Raw genomic sequence first — 25,873 nt, forward strand, 5'->3', positions numbered from 1 at the left:
TCACTTTAGTCACTTTTTGCAAGGGCTAAGTTTAATCACTTTGTTTCACAAGTTCATAAAAGTTAAAAGCACAACAAAAAGATAGTCTATAATTCCTATAATGACGGTAATTACAAACTATCTTTTTCGTTTTAATATTATCAGTGCATAATTTTAATTTATTAACTACTTTATCCTATTTACTAATCTATCAACCTCTTCGTATTAGATCATAAATAGAATTATCGCTGTTTATAGTCAAAAATGTTTCACTACTTAGCTCTTTCAGCGTTTAATTCAGCCATTTTAATCATGACATCGACCGCTTTCCACATAGACTCAAGAACTGTGTATTCATAACGACCATGCATGTTTTCTTCTCCGGCAAAAATATTAGGACATGGTAAGCCCATATAAGTCAATTGTGAGCCATCTGTACCACCACGAACCGGGTCTTCATTGACTTCAAGACCTTCTGCTTTATAAGCATCGCGCGCTAAGTCAACGATGTCCATATGTTTCTTTAATTCATCGGCCATGTTGTAATATTGGTCCCACATTTTAAGTGTAATTCGTTCAGTACCGAATTCATCATTCATTTTCTTAACGATTGACTTAACCAAATTCTTCCGCTCTTCAAGCCCATCACGTTCAAAATCACGAATAATATAATCTAAGTGAGCATTATCAACAGTACCAGCAAAATTCATTAGATGGAAGAAACCTTCGCGTCCATCGGTATGTTCTGGGCGATCGTGTTCTGGCAGTTGATTATGAAAGTCAATTCCAACTTGAATTGCATTAATCATTTGCCCCTTAGCAACAGCTGGGTGAACATTAACTCCCTGAATATCAAGACTAAATTGTGCCGCAGAGAATGTACCCCAATCTAACTTACCAGGAGCTTCACCATCAACAGTAAAAGCAAAGTCAGCACCAAAGTCTTCAACATCAAAGTGTTCAGCACCAGTACCAATTTCTTCATCGGGAGTAAAGGCCAATCGAATCTTGCCGTGCTTAACTTCTGGATGATTCATTAAGTATTCCGCAAAGGTCATTAATTCAGAAACACCACACTTGTCGTCCCCACCAAGCAAGGTATCGCCTGAGGCAGTAATTATAGTTTGACCCTTGTAATTCTTCAAGTGTGGAAAGACCTTTGGATCAAGGTAAAATTCTGAATCGCCTAATTGAATTTTGCTTTCACCATCATAATTTTCATGAATCTGTGGTTTAACATTTTCTGAATTAAAGTCAGCTGTATCACTATGTGCTAAAAAGCCCATTACCGGAACATCATAGTCAACGTTTGAAGGAATTTCAGCAATTACACTACCTGCTTTTTGGTTGTAATGAATGTCACTTAAACCTAAGTCTTCAAGATCCTTCATAATGACATTCTTTTGGAAGTTTTCTTCTCTTTCAGTTGATGGAAAGCGATCTGAATGTTCGTCAGAACGCGAATTAACTTTAACGTACTTTAAAAATCTAGGTAACAAATTAGAATATTCCATATATAACTCTCTTTCTAATTAAAATAAGTCTTGAAATGGATTGGTAGAAACCTCGGAAAGCTCAATTCCAACATTCCAGTTATTTTCTTCATTCCACTTTTTAAGTCGATCATAGACCTTGTACTTAAATAGTTTTTCAGTATAATGACCAGGATCAACAACAGTTAAACCAGATGAAATCATATCATGGCCTACATGATAATAAACATCCCCAGTAATAAAAGCATCTAAATGGTCATCTAAGGCTCTAGTCCAATATTTACCACCATCGCCACAAATAAATCCTACACTGGTAATTGGCTTTTCATTGTTTGCAGTAATCAGACGTGCCATTTTAATTTGCATTTTTTCTTTAACATAATAGGCAAAATCATAAGCAGTCATTGTTCTAGGTAACTTTCCTTTTCTACCCATAGCAATTCCATCATCATCCAGACAAAATGGTTCAACATCTTGCAGACCTAATTCCTCTGCTTGCCAATCAGCAGATCCATCTTGGGCTTTATCTGAATTAGTATGAATTGAATAAACAGTAATTCCATTCTTGATAATATTGCCATACATTGCGTTTTGTGCATTCGCAAAATTCAAATTTTGTGCTGGTCTAAACATTACAGGATGGTGACTAACGATGAAATCAACCCCTTTTTCAACAGCTTCTTCAACTACCTGGGGACGTACATCTAAAGTAGTCATTACTTTGGTAACATCAGCCTCCATTGATCCAATTTGCATACCAACAGGATCACCTTGTGAAGCAATGTTTTCCGGAAAATCTTGTCGCAAGCGCGCAACAATGTCTTTTACTTTGGTCATTTCTCCAATTCCTCCTTGATTAATTTAATATCATGATCTACTTCATTGATTCGATCTTCGTCTTTTTTTCTTGCTTTATTCAAATTAACCAGCAATCTTTGATAATAAGCGAGTTGGCCTTCCCATTTCTGATAAAAAACTGGATTCTTTTCTTGTACAATAAAGGGGCCAAAAAAGATTTCCTTTTCAGTCATCTCATGCTTTTCTTCAGTTAAGCTAGCCTTAATTAATTCATAAGTATGCCCAGCCTCTGCAATTAATTTTTCTGAGATAATCTTATAATTATGCATCATCAGCCAATTACGTACCCCTGCTTCGCCTATATTAGGTTCTAGTACCAGAGTTTTAAATTGTGCATCTTTGCTCCAAGCTCTATCAAGAATATCAGTCATTAACTTGCCGCCCATTCCGGCAATCACAACTGTATCAATCTGATCAGCATGAGTAACGGTTTCTAACCCACTACCTAAGCGAGTTTCAATTTGCTCGGTTAACCCAGCTGCTGCAATATCATTTTTAGCATTTTCAAGAGGGCCCTCTGCAACGTCACTAGCAATTGCATAATCAATTTTGCCATTTTTTACTAATTCAATTGGCAAGTATGCATGATCAGTTCCAATATCAGCCACTCGACTGCCAGGATCTACCATCTTTGCCAACGTATTTAATCTTAAATTCATGTTTCCTCCATAAAAGATATGGTTAAACAAATTTTAGCATATTTCATAGTCTTATTTTGCTACTATTTGATATAATCGTCACAGAAAGCGGGTTTTTTACATGAGTAGAACAGAAAATGTCACATTAACTAATATGTGCATGGTTAAAAACAAAGATCAGGTTTTAGTTCTTGATCGCAACGATCCGGTCTGGCCAGGACTTACTTTTCCTGGAGGTCATGTTGAAGCGCATGAATCTTTTCATGATTCTGTCGTCAGGGAAGTCAAAGAAGAAACTGGATTAACGATTAGTCATCCTCAATTAGTTGGTGTTAAACAATTTTATGATCACAATGATGAACGTTATTTAGTATTTTTCTACATAGCTGAACAATTTTCGGGTACCGTTAAAGAATCAGACGAAGGTAAACTAACCTGGATGAGTGCTAAAGAATTGAAAAAGCAAAAGTTAGCTTACAATTTTGATCATGATTTACCAGTATTTTTTGAACAAACAATTAGTGAACATATGCTTGACGGAAAGCGAGATGAGCTATTTTAATGAAAAAAACTGAAAGTAAGTTTGCACTTTTAGCTGCTTTAATTGCTATTTTAGCTTTTGCCTCTATTCCCTTATGGCAAAACAATCTGAATAGTTTACGACCACAAACTCACACGGTTAAGAAAAAGAAGACTGCTAAAAAGAAAAAAGTCGTTCATGTTACTTGGGGTTACCCTTTTAAGAAGCTCTATGAAAAGAAAATCAAATTTAAATCTGGACAAAAGTTTGGTGAAACTGACGTCATTCGTCGAGTCTATCCTAGCAAGAGTTATTTTCATGATGGCTATGACTTCGGATTTAGTGAAGTTGGACATTCTTCCGTATATGCTGTGCATGCGGGAACTGTCCATCGTGTTAAATACGCCCCAGGTTTAGGACTTTATATTTGGATTATTTCCGATGATGGCTATGTTGAAGTTTACCAGGAAGGCTTCCTCAGTATTACTGATATTTATATTAAAAAAGGTCAAAAAGTCAAGTTGGGACAAAAAATTGGTAAACTGACCGGCTCTCACATTCATTTAGGAGTTACTAAGACAGATAAAGATTACATTGATAAAAAGCATGACAATACGCCATGCAAATACTATTGGAAAGATAATGGCACTTGGTTAAATCCAATGAAAATCATTGAAGATAATCTAAGGGCAGCAGGTAAAGATCCAGTCCAATAAAAAAGAGCTAAGTAAAACTTAGCTCTTTTAATATAGATAATTATAATTAATCCATGAAATCACGTAATTGATTTGAGCGACTTGGATGACGCAACTTACGTAATGCCTTAGCTTCAATCTGACGAATACGCTCTCTGGTAACACCAAATACCTTACCTACTTCTTCCAAAGTACGGGTACGACCATCATCAAGACCAAAACGCAAACGCAAAACATTTTCCTCACGATCAGTTAAAGTCTCAAGTACTTGTTCAAGTTGTTCCTTCAACATTTCGTAAGAAGCGTGTTGTTCTGGACTAGTTGCATCCTTATCCTCAATAAAGTCGCCTAAGTGTGAATCATCCTCTTCGCCAATAGGCGTTTCTAATGAAACAGGTTCTTGAGCAATTTTTAGAATATCACGTACTTTATTGGTTGGCATATTCATTTCTGCACCAATTTCTTCTGGTGTAGGTTCACGGCCTAAGTCCTGTAACAATTGACGTTGTATCCTGATCAATTTATTAATTGTTTCGACCATGTGAACAGGAATTCTAATTGTACGTGCTTGGTCAGCGATCGCACGAGTAATTGCCTGTCTAATCCACCAAGTTGCGTAGGTTGAGAACTTAAAGCCTAGACGATAATCAAACTTATCAACGGCTTTCATTAGTCCCATATTACCTTCTTGAATCAAATCAAGGAATGACATACCACGTCCTACATAACGCTTAGCAATAGAAACTACCAAACGAAGGTTGGCTTCGGCTAATTCTTGCTTTGCCTCTTCATCCCCGGATTCAATTCTTTTGGCAAGAGCAATTTCTTGATCAGCAGTAAGAAGTGGTACACGACCAATTTCCTTCAAATACATCCGCACTGGATCGTTCATGCGTACGCTTGATGGAGCAGACATATCCTTTAATTCAGCCTTTTCAACATCCTTTTGTTTCTTTAAGGCTAACTTTGAAGGATCACCGTTTTCATCAACAATGCTAATACCATTATCTTCAAACTCTTGTACTAGTTGATCTACAGCCTTGCCTTGTAAGTTATAAGGCTTAATCAAACGAGCAGTGAAATCTTCTTCAGTGATCGACTTATCTTTCTTTACGTCTTTTACGACTTGCTTAACCATCTTATCCAAAGATAGTTTTTGTGTAGTTTCTTTTTCTGCCACTAAAAAGCCTCCTTATTAACCTAAGATCCGTTTTAATCCAATAATCTCCTGAGTGATTGCAATAATTCCTTGTGCATCATTTTTGCGCTTAGCATCCTGTAATTGAGCTTGAAGCTCATTCAGCCTGGAATAGATGTTGCGTCTTTTTAATGCTAGAACCAAAGCATCAACTTCTTGAATTGTAGAATCTTTTGGCATCTGTGCCATTTCAGCATCTACTATTATACCTTGAAGTTGCTCAGGAATAAAATCTAAGAACCCATCAATTTGTGGATTTTCATGAGTTTCCGCATATTTTAACCAATCCTGTGCCAGAGTTTCAAAATCCTGATTAGGAAAATGAAATTGCCCTTCTAACATATATTTTTGAGCATCAGTTGAATGAATAAATAAATACAAGAGTCTGGTCTGACTAGGATTTTTTTCAACTACTGACTGCTCTGTAGGCACGTCTTCATCACCAGGTAAAGGTACGTCTATCGGATAATCAGGTGAATTTCTTTGAGAATTACGTACATGATTGCGTGCCCGATTATTTCGCCGTCTTTCTTTAGCAAGATTTGCCTTTAACGAAGCAATAGAAACCCCACTAGACTTCGCCAATTTTTCAGTATACATATCTTGCTCAACTGGATTGCGCACTTGTGCAATTTCTTTTACGGCCTCACCTAAATAAGCAATCTTTTCACGGTCATTATCTAAGTTATATTTTTGTTCCAACCGTTTTAAGAAAAAGTCAGTCGGCGTTAAGGCACCTTTGACTTCTTCCAGATACTTCTCAGCGCCATATTTTTTGACGTATTCATCAGGATCTAGTTTTTCTGGTAAAACTACAATTCCTAAATTAAAATTGCCATCTTTATTAAACATACGTGCAGCACGTTCTTCGGCATGGACTCCTGGATCATCTCCATCATAATTAATAATGATATTAGGAGTAATACGTCTCAACAAATATATTTGGTCATCTGTTAAACTAGTTCCCATTGAGGCAATTCCCGATTTCACCCCTGCTTTATATGCTGCAATTACATCCATATAACCTTCATATAGAACTAAGTGACCTTCACCACGAGCTGCTTTCTTTGCTTCTGCAAAGTGGAATAATACCTTTGACTTGGTAAAAATCTCCGTTTCAGGACTATTCATATACTTAGCTTCGGTCTTATCATCAGAAATTCGTCTACCAGAAAAGCCTATCGTTCTCCCATTTTCATTATCCAATGGAAACATCAAACGGTCACGAAAACGGTCGTATAACTGCCCATCCCTAGCTTGAACAAATAAGCCACTTTGTGCTAGATCATCATCTTGATAACCTTTACTACGTAAATAAGTAATCAAAACATTATCAGCCTTAGGTGCATAGCCTATCTTAAAATGATCTAATATTTCTTGATCTAGTTCTCGCTTTTGAGCATACTGCATCCCCCGTTCACCGGCTTTAGTAGTCAAAAGCACACGATGATAAAAATCAACGGCATCCTGATGCATTTGCATAAGTGGATTTAATTTTGTTCCACTATTATGACCATATCCATTAGGCATAGCAATATGGGCAAACTCAGCTACTCGCTCGACGCTTTCGGGAAAAGTTAAATCATCCTTATACATCAAGAATTTAAAAACATTTCCACCCTTACCACAACCAAAGCACTTAAAAAACTGCTTATCAGCATTTACAGTAAACGACGGAGTTTTTTCTTGATGAAAAGGGCAAAGACCAATATAGTCTTTGCCTTTTTTCTCAAGCGAAACGTACTGACTGATAACATCAACAATATTGACGTTACTGCGAACCTCTGAAATAAAATCTTCAGGAATCCGTCCAGCCATATGAATCACCCTTTTTCTATCTAAATTAACTACTTAATAACTAACTTGCTTAAGTCACCTAAACGATCTGCTAATTCATTAACTGCATATAATTGTGCTAAGCGGTTATTCTTGACCTTTTCGTCCTTAGCCATGATCATATTAGTTTCAAAGTATTGATCAATCACTGGTTGCAGTTGAACAAAACCTTGGTAGAGATCAGCCAAACTTTCAATATCTTGCAAGTTTTGAACGCCAGCGTAAAGTTCTTTTTCACTGTTATCATCAAAGAGACTTTCATCAACAGCAGTATTACTCTTAAATTTAGCCTTCTTTAAGATGTTATCAATTCTAGTCAAACTCTCAACTACTGGCTTGAATTCTTCATCATCATGGTGAAGTTGCAATACAGTAGCTGCTGCTAAAATTTGACTTGGATCTTGTTGACTTGAAGCAAGAACAGCATCAATAATATCATACTTGAAGTCATTCTTTTGTAAGTATTGCTTGACACGATCACGAATGAAGTCTGCAATTTCCTGGTCAGCATCACTCTTAGGTAGCTTAGCTGGAGTTACACCATTAAGCATACTAATGATTTCTGGTAAAACTTCGTTAAATGGTAATGACCACTTCTCATTAAGTAAGATTCTTACAATACCATATGCATAACGACGAAGTGCGTATGGGTCATTAGATGATGTAGGAATCATTCCTGCACCAAAGAAGGTTACAATTGTATCAATTTTATCAGCAATTGATAATAATGAACCAACCGTAGTTTCAGGAAGTGGACCTTCAGCAGTGGCAGGCATGTAGTGTTCCTTGATTGCAACTGAAACTTCTTCGTCCTCACCTGCAAGACGAGCATAATGCATGCCCATTACACCTTGAAGTTCTGCAAACTCACCAACCATTTGGGTAACTAAGTCAAACTTGTAAAGTTCACTAGCACGGTCGAAATCCTTGACTACATTCTCTGGTAAATCCCAACGCTTAGCTAAGTAATCACCAATCATGCGAACACGTTGCATCTTTTCAGCCATTGAACCAATCTTATCGTGGAATGAAACATTCTTAAGACGATCAACAAAATGACTAAGTGGATACTTGCGGTCTTCATCATAGAAGAATTGAGCATCGTCCAAACGAGCAACTAAAACTTTTTCATTACCTGAAATAACATTATCAAGGTAATCTTTATTTCCGTTACGAACAGCAATAAAGTGATTAATTAACTTACCATTTTCATCATAGACTTCAAAGTATCTTTGATTGTCTTTCATTGAAGTAATCAGCACTTCATCAGGAATCTTCAAATACTTTTCATCAAATGAACCAGCAAATACAGTCGGATATTCTACTAAATAAGTAACTTCTTCGAGTAAATCACGATCTGGTTTAACTTGCCAGTTGTTCTTCTTAACTAATTCATTCATTTGACGAACGATCATATCTTTACGTTCATCTGCATCAGCAATTACAAATTGATCTTTTAATGCATCTTCATAGTCATCAGCATTGGCCAAAACAACTGAATCGCCTAAGAAACGATGGCCTTGAGTCTTACGACCTGCAGTAATATCCAAAATCTTAACGGGAATTACATCACTGCCAAATAATGAAACAAGCCAGTGAATTGGACGAACAAACTCAAAATCATTTGAATCCCACCGCATCTTAGTAGGGAAAGTCATCGCCTTAATGATATCGCTCATACCAAGTAAGATATCACTAGCTTTCTTACCTTCCTTTTGAACGTGAACATAAGCGTATTCAGTACCCTTAAGTTCTTCAAAATAGATATCGTCTGTAGTCATTCCTTGGCCACGAGCAAATCCTTGAGCAGCCTTAGTCCAATTACCATCTTGATCTTGAGCAATCTTCTTAGCTGGACCTTTTTTAACTTCATCAATATCGTCTTGCTTTTCAGCCAAATCTTCAACCAAAATAGTCAAACGACGTGGAGTTGAAAAAGTCTTAATATCTTTAAATTTCAAGCCATTTTCTTTTAAAAATTTTCTTGTTCTGTCAGCTAATTGCTTAACGCTGCGTGGTACAACGTGAGCTGGCATTTCTTCAGTACCAATTTCAAATAAATAATCTTTAGCCATTTTCTACCCCCGCCTTTTTGTCTTCTGCACTTTTAAGCAATGGGAAGCCACGTTTTTCACGTTCTTCGACAAATTTGACAGCAACTTCATGCGCAAGATTTCTAATTCTTGATAAATAACCAGCACGTTCAGTAACTGAAACAGCACCACGAGCATCAAGCAAGTTAAAAGTATGTGAACACTTCAAAATATAATCGTATGCTGGGTGAACCAAATTCTTATCTAATAAACGCTTAGCAGTTGCTTCATAAATATCAAAGAACTGAAGCAATTGTTCTTGATTTGATTCTTCAAATGCATATTTAGAATGTTCATATTCTGGTTGCTTGAAGATATCACGATAAAGAATGCCATTACCCCATTCAAGATCAAATACTGAGTTAACATCCTGAATATATGACGCAAGGCGTTCAACACCGTAAGTGATTTCACTCATAGTTGGCTTAACATCTAATTCACCAACAACTTGGAAGTATGTGAATTGGCTAACTTCCATACCGTCAAGCCATACTTCCCAACCAACACCAGCACAACCCATAGATGGGTTAGCCCAGTTATCTTCAACGAAACGAATATCGTGTTCCAAAGGATCGATACCTAAAACTTTCAAACTGTCTAGGTAATATTGTTGAATATCCTTAGGAGCTGGCTTAATAACAACTTGGAATTGGTGGTGTTGGAATAACCGATTAGGGTTTTCACCATAACGACCATCTGCAGGTCTTCTAGAAGGCTCTACATAACAAGCTGCCCATGGTTCTGGACCAACTGCACGAAGAAAAGTGTAAGGACTCATTGTACCCGCACCCTTTTCAACATCGTATGAAGGCATAATCATACAACCTTTGGAGGACCAGAATTGTTCCAGCTTAAAGATCATATTCTGAATATTTAATTTCTTATCTGCCATTTCCTTTAATCTCCTCCTGCGCTAGGCCATAAAAAAAGCCTATGCAAAATTTTGCATAGGGACGAAATATTATCGCGGTTCCACCCTAATTCAGGAAGTATCCTTCCTGCTCTTAATTGAACAATATGACTAGAGGTGCCTTTTCCTAGATGTCCTCACACCGACCGACATTCGCTGAACTAGTACTTTTCTTAAATCCTCATCATCGTCAAATACGTTTTTATTTTAACACATGGGTCATGGTAAAACCAGATTTTTACTAACTAAAAAGTTTTAATTCATCTAAAAATTTCTTAGTCTTTAAATTTAGGCCTATCGTTTCATGATAAATACGATCAATTGCTTTTCTAGTAGCCCTCTTCGTTTCTTCATTAATTTTAATATCGCCTAATCGCTCAATCGGTAATAAGCCAATTGTTCTAATTACAGCAGTTTCTTTTGGCTTTAAATGCATTCGGCTAGTGACTGTACTAAAATGATCGCTACAAATAACTCCACCCATTTTAATCGAGTAATCAAAAACGCCTTTTTCCTTACCACAAATAACACAATGCTTTAGCTGTGGCTCAACACCATATGCTGCTAATATTTTCATCTGCACAATTTGTGTAATCATTTCTGCATCAACGCCACTATCTATTTTTTTTAAAGCAAATAAAGCTAAATCATAATATTTACCAATTGGCTGATATTCTACAAAGGCGTGATCAATTAAATCAAAAATAAAAGAAATATAAGCGTTCTTGGTTAAATCATTATATAAGCCATCAAACTGCCTTGCCTCTTTATATGTGCGTAAATTACTTAAGCCCTTTCCGCTCGTATAAATTACGTAAGTACCAATAGAAAAATTTAATGTTGCTGCACTTAATCTTGATTTAGGCCTCAGGGCTCCTTTAACAATCAGAGTCATAATTCCATCTTGTTTAGTCATAATTTTGGCTAATAAATCTGCTTCTTTATATTTCTGCCTTTTAAAGATAATACCCTGAACTTCTTTTAGTTCACGTGCCATATCATGACTCCTTTAGTATGTCAACTACCCTAGACTGAAGTCTAGGGCTTGGTGGCTCGTTAGCTTGCGCTAACCAGAACACCAACTTGCTTAGATACGGATTTGACTTACCAGCAATAATCTTTTGACTATTGCCGATAGAGGTCGTCTAATTACCAAAGCCTTTTGAGTCCGCGAGTTGCTAGCGGACTGCAGCCTAGCTTAGGCTGCTTTTTTTATTTTAGGATTTTGCCACTTGCCTAATCCTTTTTCTAAGATGTTCACGGCGGCATTCCAATCACGAATATGGTGCGTTCGACAGATTGGGCAAGTCCACTCTCGATCCTTAAGGGTTAATTTCTTATAACCGTTTTGGCCCATAATACTGCCACATTGATGGCATCTTTGGGTGGTGTAGTTAGGATCAATTGTTAGAAATTCTTTGCCATATAGATCTGCCTTATAAGCCAGCATGTTCAGGAAACTACGCCAGCCAACATCTGAAATAGCTTGAGATAAGGCATGATTCTTTAACAGGTTTCTGCTTCTTAGTTCCTCGGCAACTACTAAATCGTGGTTTTTGATTAGTGCAGTTGAGAGTACTTGTAAAAATTCATTACGCTGTCTGCGAATCTTGTCGTGCAGTCTGGCAACTGATAAGCGTTGCTTTTGATAATTCTTAGCTGTCCGCAAATTACGCCCGTCTTTTTTGGCACGTCTTTGTCTGCGTGAGAGTATGCGTTGGGCATGGGCGAGCTTCTTTTCAGCTTTGCGGTAAAAGCGTGGATTAGCAACCATTGTGCCGTTCGATCCCGTCAGAAAATTATCAAGGTAAGGTCAATGCCAATTTGACTCTGCGTCTTAGGCAATTCCTTAATAAAAGCAGTATCGCTGCCTAATTGCATTGATAAGTAGAATTGCTCGTCAGCGGTCTTTTTTATCGTGACTGTGCCGATTCGAGTTGGAATATGGTTAAGCAAGCGCTCTTTAATCAGTTTTCTAAAACCAGCAATGCGGACAATTCCCAGCTTAGGCAGTTTAATATGTTTAGCATCAATAAACCTAGCCGTCCCGTTATCAAGAAAAGCTTCTGGCTGCTTAGGATATTGACAGTTGGTCTGATATGACCAGTCGCTGCGTTTTTTATGAAAAGTTGGGATTCCATGACCAATCTTACGATAGTTATTCCAAGCTTTCTGGTAGTTCTGAATAGCGTTGGCAATAGCGAGGCTATCAATTTCTTTAACACGCAAAAAGCTATAAGTATCACGAATATTCCTTGGCTTATCCAATAGTTCGCTATTAGTGACTACTTCTTCTGCCAGCCTAGTCTCATAATTATTAAGAATAGAAAAGGCAAAAGGCATTGCTTGACATTGTCTAACAGCTAAGTAGTGCTTAGCATGATAATTACTTCGATTGCGTCCTACATAAGAGTTGTAAACAAAGCGTTGAGCATCATAGTTTAGTTTAATGATTTTCTTTTGCTTAGAACTAGGATAAAAGCGAAGCTTAACGCCAAAATGATAGGCTAAACTGCTCATTCTTTTCATGATTTCGCCTCCTCATAGATTAGATATTTATATTTTACAGGAAAGTCGAACGTATGTCTCTATTTTTTAATAAAAAAAGCTGACTGCTAGGTCAGCTTGGCCCTATCCATCCCCGCATTAAAATACGGGGATTTTCGGGCGTTTTTCATTAAAACTTTTCTACTAGCGTTCTTAATGAAAAATAGCGCATTACCCATATTCACATAATTATGGAAGAAGACTAATGACTTAATATAAACCAAAGGCAATGGTTAATGAATTATTTATTTTTTCTTAGATCTTTAACACCTGTAATAGCTTCCATGCCTTCACCCATTGCTTACCAAATTTTCGAAGCTTCTTGTGCGTCCATAATATCTGAACTATTTAAATCAATCATTAAAAAGTGCCTCCAAAACTTTTTACTAAAAATTACAATTATTCATGCAGCGTTTTCTACCACAATCAATCTTTTCCGTGTTTTCTTTGCCCAAAATACTTTTTAATTTGTTCAAGGTCCTCTGTGGTGGCTTCTTTCAAAATAAAATTTTTAGTAACCGATTTAAATACTGTTTTCGAGTTTTGTTTTTGGTATCCCACTTTTTAGTCGTCTTTTTTTGTGCTTCACTAACTGTCATTTTACTTCACTAACCCTATAATAAAAAATTACTACTGCAACAATAAATATTCCAAGAGCAGCTCTGTTGATTATTTTAGTTGTCTTTACATATTTTCTTTCATTTTTCCTGCCAACTATTAAAAATTTCTTTTTGCTTTTTAGAAGCCTGAGATTTTAAAATTTTTCCTTGTGGTCTCGTATAATTACATTCATGATTTCTTCAGGAATCCCAATATAGCAATACCTCCACATACGTGGAGAATACATATTGATGTTTTTGTAGGAGCTACTAGAGATAGGATCACCTCCACATACGTGGAGAATACTTAAATCAGCTGAATGCAAGGTATGTGGAAACAGGATCACCTCCACATACGTGGAGAATACTGGGTGTAACTGCTTCACTATGTTTTGTGATGGGGATCACCTCCACACACGTGGAGAATACTATTGTTAAGAAATTAGAAAAATGCTTAGATCAGGATCACCTCCACACACGTGGAGAATACTATACTTTTGAACAATGGAAACAAGTTCAAGGGGGATCACCTCCACACACGTGGAGAATACGTAATTACAGTGCCATCGTTAAGCACGTAACCAGGATCACCTCCACACACGTGGAGAATACCATCCCTACTGCAGATGCACGACTTGTGGTTATAGGATCACCTCCACACACGTGGAGAAAACTAACTTCGGGTTATCAAACGCAAAATAGTAGTTAGGATCACCTCCACACACGTGGAGAATACACAATTATTAATGTAATGTCCAATAAACATTAAGGATCACCTCCACACACGTGGAGAATACCAGAATCACGTTCTCGGCTTTTTCATCGCTGTAGGATCACCTCCACACACGTGGAGAATACTGTTAATTTATAAATGATAATGTCCCCATCGTAGGATCACCTCCACACACGTGGAGAATACTGAACTTAGACATATTTCTGGTGATCTTGCTGAGGATCACCTCCACACACGTGGAGAATACCCACCGGCTTTGAGCAAATCATAGTCATCTGTAAGGATCACCTCCACACACGTGGAGAATACATTTCCCAAAAAATCCGAACAATCAAACGTTTGGGATCACCTCCACACACGTGGAGAATACAGTAAACAAATCCCAATATAACAACAATCACAAAACAATAGATCCCAAAATTTCATCACTTTGTCAATTACTATTGTATCTATTTCTGTCTCATTAGTCATCCAACGAATAGAATTTTCTTGTCTCCCTAAACATACAAAAAAGACGTCATCTTTCGACAACGCTTATACAACAGTAATTCAACTAAAGTTCTTTTTTGTCATAGCCTATCCGCTTTAAAAAGTTAGGGTCAGAACGCCAGTTATGTTGGACCTTAACCCAAAGACGCAAGTTGACCTTTTCACCAAGCAATCTTTCAATCTCTTGACGTGAATTAATCCCAATCTGCTTGAGCATCTTACCGCCCTTACCAATAATAATGCCTTTTTGACCGTCTTTCTCAACATAGATAGTCGCTTCAATCAAGAGCTTGCCATTTTGATGAGTATTCATATGATCAACTGCGACAGCAGTAGCATGTGGTACTTCTTGTGAAGTCAGTCGCAGAATTTGTTCACGAATTAACTCGGCTACCACAAAATATTCAGGCCGATCTGTGATCTGATCAGCACCATAATATTGTGGGCCTACTGGCAAATATTCCTTAATCGTTTTAAGCAGATCTTCAATCCCAATTCCTTGAGTAGCAGAAATCGGTAGTATTTCTTTAAAGCCCTCAAGTTTGTGATATGAATCCATAATTGGCAAAAGCTTATTAGGATGAATTTCATCAACTTTATTAATTACTAAAAGAACAGGAACTTTTACTTCTTTTAACAAGTTGGCAATGTATTGATCGCCCTTACCCATTTCCTCAGGTTCAACCATGAATAAAACTAAATCAACGTCATTCAAACTAGATACACTAGCCTTATCCATATAGTCGTCAAGTTTTGAATGAGGCTTAAAAATACCTGGCGTATCTACAAAAACAACTTGCATTTCATCTGAAGTATAAATACCCGAAATGCGATTACGAGTCGTTTGTGGTTTATTAGACGTAATGGCAACTTTTTGACCAACTAAATAGTTCATTAAAGTTGATTTTCCAACATTGGGACGACCAACTAAAGCAACAAAGCCAGACTTAAACTCTTTTTCTTCCATTATTTACCTCTGCCTTCATCTAATTGATCAGGATACAATGGCAAACCATAATCTTCTAACACTTTTCCTTGAATACCAAACATTTCTTTGGCCTCATCCGGCTTAATGTGGTCGTAGCCGTTTAAATGTAAAAAGCCATGGACTATTGTATATCCAAATTCTCGATCAAAACCTGTACCATACTCTTTACTGTGACGCTTAATCACACTAGGACACATAAATAGATCACCGATATCCTCTTGAAAGTCTGGATCATCTGCAAATGCTGCAAGATCAATTGAATCCTCACCATCTTCAATTGCAAAGGAAATTACATCAGTAGGACGGTCTTTGTCACGATACTTTAAATTAATTTCATGACTACGATCTTCGTCAACAAAGTTAATACTCATCTCTAAGTTGTTATCTTTGCCAATTTCCTTCTTAGCTAGCAGCAAAAGTTTCATAATCCAGTCTTGCCAGTTACGCTTTTCATCATCTAAAAAGCCAACTTCATCATTATAAGTAATATCAATTGGATCCATTTTTAGTGTTTAATGTCCTCTTTTTCATAAGCAGTAATAATTTTCGCAACTACAGGGTGACGAACAACATCATTAGCAGAAAAGTTGATAAATTTAATTTGGTCGATATTCTTCAAGATATGTCTAGCATCAATTAACCCGCTATGCTGTCGACCAGGTAAATCGACCTGTGTCATATCACCGTTTACGACCATCTTAGAATTAAATCCAAGTCTAGTTAAAAACATCTTCATCTGGGCATCTGTAGTGTTCTGGGCTTCATCAAGAATTACAAAAGCGTCATCTAAAGTTCGTCCACGCATATAAGCAAGTGGAGCAACTTCAATTACGCCTCGTTCCATCAAACGGTCAGTCGTATTAGTCCCAAGAATAGCATACAAGGAGTCATAAATTGGTCTCAAATATGGATCAACTTTTTCTTTCAAGTCACCAGGTAAAAATCCAAGTGATTCACCAGCTTCAACAGCTGGCCTAGTCAAAATGATTCGAGAAACTTCTCCCTTCTTAAAGGCGGCAATTGCACAAACTACGGCTAAGAATGTTTTCCCCGTTCCAGCTGGTCCTATTCCAAAGACAACATCAGATTTATCAATAGCTTCAACATAACGCTTTTGTCCCATATTCTTGACTCTGATAGGTCTACCTTTAGCATCCCTAATCAAAACCTTTTTATATAGGTCTGCAAAGTACTCTGTGGTACCCTTGTCAGCCATCTTCATCGCACTTACTGTGTCGGGCGCACCGATGTTAACACCAGTATTCACAACACTATCGAGTGCCTTTAGAACAGCAACTACCTTCTTGATCTTCTCTTCATCGTCTCCTGCAATGACAATCTCATTACCGACATCTGACACAGAAAGATCATAACCTTCAGAAAGAAGCTTTAAATTTCCGTCATTAACTCCAACTAGTTTTTGAATATTTTCTGGTCTTTGAGGTGTAAAAGTTGTTTGAGCCAAATAGACCCGCTCCTTCTTGTTACTACTAATTTAGCTGATCACGAACTGCTTGCGAAGCAGCCTTGCCATCGGCACGTCCCTTAATCTTTGGCATTAAAGCTTTCATTACCTTACCAAAGTCAGACTTACCTTTAGCACCAACTTCATCAATTGTTTCCTTAACAGCTGCTCTAAGTTCATCCTGATTCATTTGCTTAGGCATGTACTTTTCTACAACTGCTAATTCTTTTTTGGTTTCTTCAGCTAAATCATCACGATTAGCCTTAATAAATTCGTCAATCGATTCTTCTCTTTGCTTCTTTTCACGATTAAGAACAGTTAATTCTTCATCTGGAGTTAAATCGTGTCCTGCTTTAATTTTTTCATTCATTAAGGCCGATTTGATCATCCGGACAGTATTAAGAGTTGTCTTGTCGTGATTCTTCATAGCTGATTTCATATCAGCCATGATTTGATCTGACAAACTCATCTAATATCCTTCTTTCTATTAAAAACCCAATAGTATTATAACAAACTATGTTCTTAACTAAAATAAAACTAACAAATATTTACTTAACATAATCAAAATTATGCTTCAAGAAGTCAAAAATAAAAGCTACCCAAAAACAGGTAGCTTTCTCAGTAGTTTATTAATAATGTCTACGCTTACGTGCAGCTTCAGACTTCAACTTTCTACGAACACTAGGTTTTTCGTAGAATTCGCGCTTGCGGTATTCTTGTAAGGTACCACTTCTTGAAACGGAACGCTTGAAACGACGAAGAGCATCATCAATAGACTCGTTTTCGTGAACGATTGTCTTAGCCATGTGTGATCCCTCCTTCCATTTCTTGGCGTTACGCCATACATTTACTTAAATTATACCAAACTAATCTTTAGGGTCAATACAATTCAAAAACTTTTTGATAAATTTTTAAGTTAAATAAACCGACTACTTTACCTTAATAAAAGAGCTGAGTTTTTATTGTTAATCCGCTTTCATTAATAGTATAATTATTTTCAGAAAGATATTTAATAATACACGAGGAGCTTAATATGGTAGAAACAAAAGACCAAAATGAATTAAACATTATTATTATTTCTGATGCGGCTGGTGACACTGCTTTTAGTAACGCCACAGCTGCAGCTGCAGAATTTCCTAACTGCAATATCAACTATCGTCGTTACCCCTTTATCACTAACCAAAAGAAGTTGGACGAAGTTTTAACAGAAATTGAAAAATATCCAAACTTGGTAATTATCTATAGTTTGGTTAAAGATGAAATGCAAATGCCAGTTATCAAATTTGCCCGTGAGCATAATGTTGAATGTGTTGACATCTTTTCACCTGTAGTTGAAGCAATTCAACAAACTACTCATATGACACCAGATCAAAAAATTGGTGCACAGCATAGCTTAAATCAAAAGTACTTTGATAGAATTTCTGCAATGGAATTCGCTGTAATGTATGATGATGGTAAAGATCCGAAAGGTTTCTTGGAAGCTGACGTTGTTTTACTTGGGGTATCAAGAACTTCTAAGACTCCACTATCTTTGTTCTTGGCCAATAAGAACTTAAAGGTAGCTAATTTACCACTTGTTCCTGAAACTCACATTCCAAAAGAAATCTATGAAATTGATCCTAAGAAAATTATTGGCTTGACTAACGATCCATCTGTATTGAACGAAATCAGACGTCAAAGAATGATCGCTTATGGTTTGAATCCTGATACTACTTATTCTAATATGGATTCAATCAACAAGGAGCTTGAATCAGCACAAGCACTTTATAAAAAATTAGGTTGCTATGTAATTAATGTTGCTCACCGCTCCATTGAAGAAACTGCCGCACTTATTTTGGAGCACTTGGGCATTGATGATTACGCTAAGTAATAATAGATACTTTCAATAGGCATAATTAAAACGGTACTAGCCATTAAGGTTAGCACCGTTTTTTCACTTTGTAATGATTATTTTATCTTATAATTATCATTTTTAATTAGCTTTTTCAATAATTCCATTGTGGCCACAGCATCATCTAACGAATTATGTGGATTTGAATTTTTAATATTGTAATTTTCTAGCACAGTACTCAAATGATAATTATCTAAAAAGACATTTTTCTTTTTAACTGCAGAAAGCAAATCAACACATTCATTCAATAACGAATAATGACAATACTTTTTGAAATCTCTATTCAAGAAATTAATATCGAATGGTAAGTTATAACCAACAACAATCCTATCGGCTAAGAACTTTCTCAAATCTAGCAAAGCAGTTTTGATATCGATTCCTTTATTAGCTAATACTCCCTTATTTAACTGGGTTATTTTTTCTATATTAACAGGCACTTCAGTATCAACTTTGATTAATCGATAAAATTTCTCACAATCATTATTTTCAAGATATTTTATAGCACCAATTGATATAATCTTATCTTTTTCAAGATTAAGTCCTGTTGTTTCTATATCAAGAACCGCTAGTGAAGTTAAACTATCTGCTTTATCCTGGACTTGGGATCGAAAAGTATTTACTTTATGATGCTGTGCTGCTTTACTAAACCCTAATTTCTTTTTGCTAGATAACTTATTTTGACTATTTAAATGCACCATCAGCGGTATGCCATCAAAATCAGCCACCATTTTATCTTGACGCGTAGTTTTAAAGTCGAAGCCTAATTCATTATTAGTACTATATATTAGCGTTGCTTCACCCTGTCCAATATTAGATATGATTCTTTGCCATATAAGATCACGAATACGTGCACTAAAGTTTCCAACATAAACGCCCGTTTGAACTTCTTGACACCATTTAGTTAGGTCTCCACGTAAAGATTGTGGAGTTTTGCTTAAAGTAATCACAATCATGACTGTGCCTCATGATACTGAACGCCAAATTTCTGTAGGCCTTCACGATTATCCCACAAACTCATTATTACTTGAGGAGATTCAATATCGGCAGTACTATCTTTTAATAAAAGACTTTTCAAATCTTTTACCATTTTAGCCAATAGTTTACCTTTCTTAAACTCATCTCTCATTGCAATCCGAGTATGTGTGGCAATATCTTGATTTCCATATTTAGCAGTCATTTTAAAAGCAATTGGAATTGAATACTTAGCCTTGTATAGATCTGCAAAATCATAAACAAAGGCTAAGTCATGACCTGTATGAATGAATCCTAAACCTGGTGAAGCACCTAAAGCTACGATAACACTATAACTTAAGCCATACAAAGCCTGGTGTGCTGCTGTCAATGCCTTATTGATAGGAGTTCCATCCTCAAAATTATCAACTTTATATTCTCTCTTATTCCAGCTAACACCAGTTAATTTAGATTGTTCACGATATATCCGCCTAACTCGAGAACCTTCTTTACCACGCAATTCTTCCATCGTTAAATTAGAAAAATCTTCATTTGGGAAGCGCATCTCATACATCTGTCGAGCTGTAGCCAATCTACTTCTTCGATTAGATACTAACTTAGCTTGTGCTTCTAATAATCTGGAAGAATGATTCAGCGATCTACCATGTGCATATTGACGTACACCACATTCTCCAACCCAAACAACAGCTAAACTGGAATCTCCCATTAGTTCCATCGCACGATGTGTAACATCAACTCCTGGTCCCAGTAAAAGCACACTTACTAAAGCAACCGGAATATTAATAATTCCACGGTAATCAACTACTTGAATTGCACTATCTTGTCTATTTATTCTGGCATGTTCTACATATATAAAACTTATTCTATCCGAAACTCGTCCTAATTCCTGACGTTCTGGTTTCTTAGCACCATAATTATTTTTCATTATATTATTCCATTGGAATTACAGTGAGTAGTCCCATCCCAAAAGCTTTTTCACGCCCTATACCAGTTACCATTGCCTGCTTAAATTGTTGCAAATCCTTAATCTCTAATAAGCCTTCAAAAGTAACACGACTTAATTTTACTATTTTATTGCCCTTGCGGCGTAATCGTGGCCAATCTCTTGACGTAATATTCATTTCATATGTTTCTTCGTCATCTTCTGATTTAACTAAATCAAAACCATATTTTTCTGATCGATCTAATAACCACTTAGTTTGCTGCAAAACAGTAATATGCGGTACTACTTTTGATTTACCGGTTTTTGCATCTGTAATTCTATATGAAGGATTAGCCGTTAGTTTAAAGCGATATTTTTTTCCTTGATTTAAACTACTTAAAAAATGATCATAGTCTTTCGTCTCTGCCGTATTGGCAACACCATATCTTTCAAGCTTATCTAATTTTGGCTTTTCTTCACTTAAAACAAGTAAATACTTTTTACCATTTAATTCATCAATTCTCCATAAATGGCGTAATCTTACTTTTTTCTTTAATTCATTCGGAAAGCAATTCTCAACCCAATTATGATATGCACCTAAATGATACAAATCCCTAATTTTTTGTCGGTTGTTAGTATCAATTTCAACTCTCGAAATATACATTCTACCCTCCTACACAAATGACCAAAAATCCCAATTAGTATTATCTGCTGTCTGATTATTTTCTGAATTTTTAAGTTTAACTGCTTTTTTGATTACGATAGGACGATATTGATAATATCTATCTTTTTGATCAAAAGAGCCCACTTTATCTTTTTTCATTAAGGGGGTACTTTCAGAATCTAAACTAGCATCAGCAATTATTCTAGTTAGAAATTGTGACGACTTAAAGCTCCTCTTATACCAATCTGAAGCTTGCCAGGGCATATCTTCTAGTACTTGTAAGGGATTTTTTCCATCAAAAATATCAATTTTAAGTGGACCAGCTGGCGGATTAGACCGTCTTCCTAAATAAAGCTGAAATTTTGGATGTTCAAGTGCTTCTTTGATGTTTTCGATCAATTGATCATCATCGCTGCCAATCGCTACCATGAAAACTCCATCTTGAATAAAATCACGATACGTTAACTTTCGAGCAGTCTTGCTTGCACTCTTTCTGTATTCCACTGTTTGAAACTCTGTCAACATTTTGCCTGATTGCTCAATTCGAACAGCAAATAATAAATTATTTAGCTCCAAAATTTTTTCATTATCTTCTCTTGAGTAGCCCAATGCAGCTGCAATCATACCTACAATAGCACTTTTGGTTGGATAACTATCACTAGTTCTTTGATTAAAAGATGCAGAATTACCATAAGACTGAAGTGGCGCAGTCAATCTAATCGTTGCTGTCTTCATTTTCTAACTCCTGTTTTACGAATTCAGCAGTTTGATTAATTAAATCATCAATATTTTCAGCCTGATTGTCGACTATATTCTCACTATTCGTCAATTCGACATTAAACACAGGCTTATCTACAAATTTCAAGGAATTTTTATATTCATCCTCTAATCGATCGATAGATTTATCAACGTAGCCACCTTCAGATCTAACTGGTGTTTCAAATGCAGATACTAGGTTAACGGGTGTATCAGTACGAACATTAATCATAACGTATTGAGGGAGTGTTTTATTAGCAAAAGTATTTTCCTTACCAGTCGGCATTGTCAAAACAAATTCTTTGATAAAGAGCTTAATTCCTTCAATAGTCAAAGCTTTATTACCAAGATTGTGCAATAAATCAAGAATGTTAACATTGGCATATCTGTATAAAGTAGATGAATTATATTCAATCGTACCAAGCATTGCAGAACCTGTTTGGCTTTTCGCATTTGCATCATCAACTGCAGTGTAATAATCAAATTCTGGAGTAACTTCATGAGTGGAAATTGCATGAGCCACTTGACTAGAAGCATCCACATTCAATTCTGGATTATCTGCCACCATTCTTCCAAATAAAGCTAAATCTAGAGATTGATCTTCCATCAAATTTTTCTTAATTTCTTTAGCTGTATCTTTATCTATTTGATCAACAGACAAAGCAAGTTTAGCGATCTTTTCGAGTTGCCCTTCACTTACTAGTAGTAGTGCTCCAGTTAACATTTCGCCCGTTTTCTTGTCCTTTTTTAATTTGATTCCAGCTACTTTAAAGACTTCTTCAACTTTCTTTAAAGCATCTTCTTCACTTAAATTTGAATCTAGTTCTTGTAACTTATTCGCCAAAAGACTAGCTGTTTTCAAAGTTCTATAGCTCTTAAGCCATTCTTCATTTTCTGAGTCTTGTTTAAAGGCTAAACGCATTGCTCTCTTCCAGCTTTGTGAAGAAACTCTTGACCGAGTCACGCCACCATAAATAGCTGTTTTAGGTGAACCAGTGTCATCTCTATTGATATTTGATGATGGTACAGTTTGCAATACATTAATGTCCATATAAAGATTCTTATTCATTTTGATTTTCTCCTTGCTTTTTGTTCACTAATCGTTGTCTGATGCCAGCTTATAAACGTTCCAGTAGTAATCTTTTCCCCACTTCAAGGCAACGAATCTTGCATTTTTCGTACTCCACTGAAAGTTATACAAGTCTTCCGCCAATTGAGCAAAGTCAATCTTTTCACCCAATTTCTTTCCTTTAAGAATACTTACTAGATGATTAATTGAATTGGTGGCACTGCTGATATTTGTAGTTGCTAATAAAGCTGTTACTCGCCTATCTAAAGCCTTCTTTTCGTTAGAGTCGTTTATTTTCATTTTCCTCAGTGCAGTAAAAAGAGATACACCATTTTCTCCAGATTCTTCCTTATCTTTTGATCTAGGAATTTGACCAAAGACAAATGAATCATTCCCTTGTTGAAATGCAGCATAACAGTGAAGAGCAGTATAAACTGCTGTTTCAAGCTTTGTAGGCTTTCCATTTGTACTTAATTTAGGCACGACTGAAAAAATTAAAGGCCAGATTTTTTCAGCGCCTTTATCGGTGATAGCTGTTGTCCTTCTAAGTTCAGCCAAAGCACCTTTATCAGGAGTTCCATCACCATACAGCTGATTAATTATTCGTGCCGTAGCAGTATAAGCATCACTCATCTTTTTCTCCTTATTTTAATCCGAGACAAACATAGACGTTTCTGCGTAGTTTATTATAAATTGTAAAAATATTGACTTCCTTCCCGCCAATGATTTCATCAGCAGTTGCATTGATAAAAATATTTTTAGCTTGCGTTGCAACAAGACGATTTAAAGTTTCACGCCATTCTTTAATTTTGACATTACGGTCTTGATTTATATCTAATCCAGAAAGCCAAGTGTAAAATGGCTGATTCAGTTCGTCATAAAGTTGCGCTACCTTTCGACTTGCCCAATCATCATTACTTTTTTTCTTCTCGCTATGGGTTTGAATGTTCGATATATCTTTTGCAAACCAATAGAAATAAGCCACAACCTTTTGTGCTAATAATACTTCTTCTTCAATCTTATCTTGCCACCGATTTTCAAACATAGGCTCATCATCAAAAAGGATCCCTGCCTTAGCTTGCATATTATCAGTGATTTCCGCATAAGGTGATTGAGATGTAGCATTTCCATCACTTATCATAGCTACTGTAGCTATATTGATGTTAGTATGCTTAGAAATGTATTTTTCTTTTTTCAATTCCTGAATCCAACTAACAATTCCTGGAATTCTTTTTTCATCTTCGTTAGCTTTAGTTCTTATATACTGACCAAAATTACGCCACATAGCGACATTTATATTATTTTTATTCTTGGCGGCTGGATATACAACACCATCTTTATTTTTACGCCAAGTCGTCATTGGCTCTAGGAATTGTTTTTCACTATCTAACTTAGGCAGCCCTGCGCTAAATATAACTGGCTGACCATTTTGCCAATCAATATGAATCATTCTAGACCAGACAGTGTACAATTCAGATAAATTGTCAGGATATACTCCATTCAATCTTTGTTGAAGATAATCATTAATATCATCGTATTCCCACACTGGTCTTTGTGAGTTTAGCCAGTTTGTTCCATCTGCAGAATCATTGGTAACTAAGCTTAGATTTAACATCAACGTGTCAAATAAAGTTTTACCTTTAATATAAACAGGATTAATTGAATACAACCAACCAGGAGAAACAGAGAACTTATCCTTTGACTTAACTTTGGTCTTATCAGTAACACCTGTGAAGTTTTGGTAAGTAATTAACCAGCGAACTAATTCCGCATTATTAACACTATCTTTTTCAATACCTGATTTAGGTGAAAACAGTGCCGGGCTGTTATTGCTTTCAGAAATAAGTCGATTAATTTGTTTAACTGATACTGTACCCGCACCTTTAGCTACCTTTTTATTTTCCGGCACATTTTGGTCATAGACTTGACGATTAACTTGATAAAAAGGATCTTCACCAAATAAATCAAATTTAGTCTGATAAAGATTTAGATAATCAAATAATTTTTTTGAAAAAGCTTTTTGATCATATAGACTTCTCCAAGTGTTTTCCAGTTTTAGTTTTTGAGAGTTGAAGCCATCATTATCTGTCCGAGTCACTCGCCATTTGTCATCTAAATCCAGCCATGAGTATGGCGTATCATCTGCATCGAATCTAGTATAAACTGACAGTAAAATAGCCAACAATAATCTGAGAATCGCTAAGTCTTGTGATTTCATATCACCAGCAAGCTGAAGATACTCTTCAGAATTACTAAAAAGTTCATTCAAAGAGACCTCACTTTCGGTATAATCCTTTTTCAGGACTTTAATCCAAGGATCAGTAACCAGATTGAAGCTTAAATCATTATTCATATATCACCGTTTCTTTCCTCATTAAATAAATATTTAACATTCATATTTATATTAAAGCTTATTTATTTTATTTACAATACTTTTTCAATAAAATAAAAAGCGGTTTCATATACTGAAACCGCTAAACCCCACTTTGATGGGGATTACTTCAATAAATAAATAATTAACAGGATCACCCTCACCTAAGTGAGGAATACACTTAATA

The 25,873-nt window shown here is 36.1% G+C and carries 24 protein-coding genes, 1 pseudogene and 1 CRISPR repeat array; of the genes and pseudogenes, 3 read left to right on the forward strand and 22 right to left on the reverse strand.

The features are described from left to right. Window positions 1–251: 251 nt before the first annotated feature. Genes pepT through CP367_RS02445 form a run of 3 tightly spaced genes read right to left on the reverse strand, consistent with a single transcriptional unit; the run spans window position 252 to window position 2,989 of the window. Entirely contained in the window at window positions 252–1,493 is a 1,242-nt protein-coding gene (pepT, locus tag CP367_RS02435) for a peptidase T (RefSeq protein ID WP_089145769.1), read from the reverse strand. Window positions 1,494–1,511: 18 nt separating this feature from the next. Further along, on the reverse strand, window positions 1,512–2,309 hold the full coding sequence (locus CP367_RS02440; RefSeq protein ID WP_089145382.1) for a Nif3-like dinuclear metal center hexameric protein: 798 nt from the start codon (window positions 2,307–2,309) through the stop codon (window positions 1,512–1,514). Beyond that, window positions 2,306–2,989 (reverse strand): class I SAM-dependent methyltransferase, encoded by a 684-nt coding sequence (locus CP367_RS02445; RefSeq protein ID WP_057726804.1) that lies wholly within the window; start codon window positions 2,987–2,989, stop codon window positions 2,306–2,308. The genes CP367_RS02440 and CP367_RS02445 overlap by 4 nt, the downstream gene beginning before the upstream one ends. A 100-nt stretch (window positions 2,990–3,089) precedes the next feature. Between CP367_RS02445 and CP367_RS02450 the strand changes: the two genes are divergently transcribed. After that, window positions 3,090–3,530 (forward strand): 8-oxo-dGTP diphosphatase, encoded by a 441-nt coding sequence (locus CP367_RS02450; protein ID WP_005719714.1) that lies wholly within the window; start codon window positions 3,090–3,092, stop codon window positions 3,528–3,530. Continuing rightward, window positions 3,530–4,204: a M23 family metallopeptidase gene (locus CP367_RS02455; RefSeq protein ID WP_089145770.1), complete on the forward strand. Its 675-nt coding sequence runs from the start codon at window positions 3,530–3,532 to the stop codon at window positions 4,202–4,204. Before CP367_RS02450 ends, CP367_RS02455 begins: the two co-directional genes overlap by 1 nt. Window positions 4,205–4,250: 46 nt before the next feature. Here the strand turns inward: CP367_RS02455 and rpoD are convergent, their stop codons facing one another. The 12 genes and pseudogenes from rpoD to rpsU all read right to left on the reverse strand — a co-directional run bounded on the left by rpoD (window position 4,251) and on the right by rpsU (window position 17,847). Further along, complete coding sequence (gene rpoD / locus CP367_RS02460) at window positions 4,251–5,363, reverse strand: RNA polymerase sigma factor RpoD (RefSeq protein ID WP_005719716.1); 1,113 nt, start codon at window positions 5,361–5,363, stop codon at window positions 4,251–4,253. 15 nt (window positions 5,364–5,378) lie between these two features. Further along, the gene (gene dnaG / locus CP367_RS02465; RefSeq protein WP_013086426.1) at window positions 5,379–7,199 is read right to left on the reverse strand and encodes a DNA primase; all 1,821 of its coding nucleotides are present in this window, start codon (window positions 7,197–7,199) and stop codon (window positions 5,379–5,381) included. A gap of 29 nt (window positions 7,200–7,228) precedes the next feature. Continuing rightward, a complete protein-coding gene (glyS, locus tag CP367_RS02470; RefSeq protein ID WP_068812882.1) occupies window positions 7,229–9,292 on the reverse strand; it encodes a glycine--tRNA ligase subunit beta in 2,064 nt (687 codons plus the stop codon). Then, a complete protein-coding gene (gene glyQ, locus CP367_RS02475) occupies window positions 9,285–10,202 on the reverse strand; it encodes a glycine--tRNA ligase subunit alpha (RefSeq protein WP_005719721.1) in 918 nt (305 codons plus the stop codon). The genes glyS and glyQ overlap by 8 nt, the downstream gene beginning before the upstream one ends. A 259-nt stretch (window positions 10,203–10,461) precedes the next feature. Next, window positions 10,462–11,217: a DNA repair protein RecO gene (gene recO / locus CP367_RS02480; RefSeq protein WP_060462357.1), complete on the reverse strand. Its 756-nt coding sequence runs from the start codon at window positions 11,215–11,217 to the stop codon at window positions 10,462–10,464. Window positions 11,218–11,418: 201 nt separating this feature from the next. Beyond that, window positions 11,419–12,749 (reverse strand): annotated as a pseudogene (locus tag CP367_RS02485) (RNA-guided endonuclease TnpB family protein). A gap of 273 nt (window positions 12,750–13,022) precedes the next feature. Further along, the gene (locus CP367_RS11170; RefSeq protein WP_131501341.1) at window positions 13,023–13,115 is read right to left on the reverse strand and encodes a KxYKxGKxW signal peptide domain-containing protein; all 93 of its coding nucleotides are present in this window, start codon (window positions 13,113–13,115) and stop codon (window positions 13,023–13,025) included. Window positions 13,116–13,583: 468 nt separating this feature from the next. After that, a CRISPR array of direct repeats spans window positions 13,584–14,469; the repeat unit is 28 nt; unit sequence GGATCACCTCCACACACGTGGAGAATAC. Window positions 14,470–14,652: 183 nt separating this feature from the next. Then, on the reverse strand, window positions 14,653–15,555 hold the full coding sequence (gene era / locus CP367_RS02490; RefSeq protein WP_005719725.1) for a GTPase Era: 903 nt from the start codon (window positions 15,553–15,555) through the stop codon (window positions 14,653–14,655). Continuing rightward, window positions 15,555–16,079, reverse strand: coding sequence for an rRNA maturation RNase YbeY (gene ybeY, locus CP367_RS02495; protein WP_005719727.1), 525 nt, complete (start codon window positions 16,077–16,079; stop codon window positions 15,555–15,557). Before ybeY ends, era begins: the two co-directional genes overlap by 1 nt. A gap of 2 nt (window positions 16,080–16,081) precedes the next feature. Next, entirely contained in the window at window positions 16,082–17,041 is a 960-nt protein-coding gene (locus CP367_RS02500; RefSeq protein WP_005723097.1) for a PhoH family protein, read from the reverse strand. 25 nt (window positions 17,042–17,066) lie between these two features. Continuing rightward, window positions 17,067–17,510: a GatB/YqeY domain-containing protein gene (locus CP367_RS02505; RefSeq protein ID WP_013086431.1), complete on the reverse strand. Its 444-nt coding sequence runs from the start codon at window positions 17,508–17,510 to the stop codon at window positions 17,067–17,069. Window positions 17,511–17,670: 160 nt separating this feature from the next. Continuing rightward, window positions 17,671–17,847 (reverse strand): 30S ribosomal protein S21, encoded by a 177-nt coding sequence (gene rpsU / locus CP367_RS02510; RefSeq protein ID WP_002880182.1) that lies wholly within the window; start codon window positions 17,845–17,847, stop codon window positions 17,671–17,673. 227 nt (window positions 17,848–18,074) lie between these two features. Between rpsU and CP367_RS02515 the strand changes: the two genes are divergently transcribed. After that, the gene (locus tag CP367_RS02515; RefSeq protein WP_005719759.1) at window positions 18,075–18,911 is read left to right on the forward strand and encodes a pyruvate, water dikinase regulatory protein; all 837 of its coding nucleotides are present in this window, start codon (window positions 18,075–18,077) and stop codon (window positions 18,909–18,911) included. Between the two features lie 77 nt (window positions 18,912–18,988). On the opposite strand, the gene cas2e is transcribed toward CP367_RS02515, so the two are convergent. The 7 genes from cas2e to CP367_RS02550 are packed head-to-tail and all read right to left on the reverse strand — an operon-like array spanning window position 18,989 to window position 25,668. Further along, entirely contained in the window at window positions 18,989–19,885 is an 897-nt protein-coding gene (gene cas2e, locus CP367_RS02520) for a type I-E CRISPR-associated endoribonuclease Cas2e (RefSeq protein WP_089143287.1), read from the reverse strand. Then, window positions 19,882–20,829 carry a type I-E CRISPR-associated endonuclease Cas1e gene (gene cas1e, locus CP367_RS02525; RefSeq protein WP_089143286.1) on the reverse strand — a complete coding sequence of 316 codons (948 nt, stop codon included), beginning with the start codon at window positions 20,827–20,829 and terminating at the stop codon, window positions 19,882–19,884. Before cas1e ends, cas2e begins: the two co-directional genes overlap by 4 nt. Before the next feature lie 4 nt (window positions 20,830–20,833). Further along, window positions 20,834–21,490 (reverse strand): type I-E CRISPR-associated protein Cas6/Cse3/CasE, encoded by a 657-nt coding sequence (cas6e, locus tag CP367_RS02530; RefSeq protein WP_013086434.1) that lies wholly within the window; start codon window positions 21,488–21,490, stop codon window positions 20,834–20,836. 9 nt (window positions 21,491–21,499) lie between these two features. Beyond that, window positions 21,500–22,225, reverse strand: a complete 726-nt coding sequence (cas5e, locus tag CP367_RS02535) for a type I-E CRISPR-associated protein Cas5/CasD (protein WP_089145771.1) — start codon at window positions 22,223–22,225, stop codon at window positions 21,500–21,502. Further along, entirely contained in the window at window positions 22,206–23,315 is a 1,110-nt protein-coding gene (gene cas7e, locus CP367_RS02540) for a type I-E CRISPR-associated protein Cas7/Cse4/CasC (protein WP_013086436.1), read from the reverse strand. The genes cas5e and cas7e overlap by 20 nt, the downstream gene beginning before the upstream one ends. A 27-nt stretch (window positions 23,316–23,342) precedes the next feature. Beyond that, the gene (gene casB, locus CP367_RS02545; RefSeq protein ID WP_089145772.1) at window positions 23,343–23,948 is read right to left on the reverse strand and encodes a type I-E CRISPR-associated protein Cse2/CasB; all 606 of its coding nucleotides are present in this window, start codon (window positions 23,946–23,948) and stop codon (window positions 23,343–23,345) included. Between the two features lie 10 nt (window positions 23,949–23,958). Further along, window positions 23,959–25,668: a type I-E CRISPR-associated protein Cse1/CasA gene (locus CP367_RS02550; RefSeq protein WP_089145773.1), complete on the reverse strand. Its 1,710-nt coding sequence runs from the start codon at window positions 25,666–25,668 to the stop codon at window positions 23,959–23,961. Window positions 25,669–25,873 lie beyond the last annotated feature (205 nt).

The organism is Lactobacillus sp. UMNPBX16, assembly GCF_002553775.1.
In the GTDB taxonomy this organism is placed as follows: domain Bacteria; phylum Bacillota; class Bacilli; order Lactobacillales; family Lactobacillaceae; genus Lactobacillus; species Lactobacillus crispatus.